General features: G+C 79.6%; 1 pseudogene. It reads right to left on the bottom strand.

Going from position 1 to position 1,029, the window contains the following annotated elements:
* Positions 1-608, bottom strand: a pseudogene (locus D7Y13_RS45435) (hypothetical protein); the annotation flags it as partial.
* Between the last annotated feature and the right edge of the window lie 421 nt (positions 609-1,029).

Here is a 1,029-nt window from a genome sequence, read left to right as displayed (position 1 = left end):
GACTTCGAGGGCGCGGCGGGGGTGGGCACGGCTTCCATGCGGGACACTCCCGGGGCGGGTGACTCGGAGGCGGCGGCGAAGGCCGGAGTCTCCAACGGGGGAAGGAAGGACGCGTCTGAATCGTGCGACAGGGCCGGCGCGGCGTCGCGGCGCGGAAGGCCCGAGGAAACCGGAGCCTGCGCGGGCGCTTCCATGCGCGGGAGGCCCGACGCGGCCGGAGTCTGGGCGGAAGCCTCCATCCGAGGAAGACCGGAGGCAGCCTGGGCCTGCGCGGGGGCGGCTTCGCGACGGGGCAGACCGGGCGCCGGCACGGGACGCGCGCCATGGGCCTCCGTCCCGTAGGCCGGCGTGGGCACGGAGCCTGGACGGGGCTCCGCGTTCACCGGGGCCTGCGCCGCGCGAGGCACGGCGACGCCAGGATTCTGGAAGCCCGCATCCGACAGGGCGGCCGTGGGCGCGGCGCGCGGCGGGGCGCTCGCGGCCTGTGGGGCCGCATTCGGCGGCTGCACGGCAGCGGGGCGCGGCGGGAGCACGGCACCGGACGGTGCGTGCGCGGAAGGCTGCGCGGCGCGCGGAGGCACGGGCGCGGCGGCAGCGGGCGTGGCCACGCGGGGAGCCGCGGCGCGCTCAGGCTGTGTGGGAGCCCGGGCCTGGCCTTCCGCAGGCGGCGCGGAGGCGCGAGCCGTTGCATCGGCCTGCGGTCCGGAGGCCCGCGCGGCCGCGTCCATCGGCGGAGCAGGTGCACGCTGCGCCGCGCGAACGCCGGCCTCGGCCTGCGGCGCCGGGGCACGCACGTTCCCATCAGCCTGGGGCGCGGCGGCACGCACTGTCGCATCGGGATGCGGCGTGACGGTTCGCGCGGGCGCGGCGGAACGCACCGTCGCATCGGCCTGGGGGGCGGCGGCACGCACCGTCGCATCCGCCGGTGACGCGGACGCGCGCACCGTCGGTCCATCCGTCACGGGCACGGGAGCGCGGGGCGCGGCGGCACGCGGCGGCTGCGCGGCCGGGGCCTGCGGAGGCGCAGCG

It is taken from the genome of Corallococcus praedator, from assembly GCF_003612125.1.
Lineage (GTDB): Bacteria > Myxococcota > Myxococcia > Myxococcales > Myxococcaceae > Corallococcus > Corallococcus praedator.
This window is presented reverse-complemented; position numbering and strand designations above follow the sequence as displayed.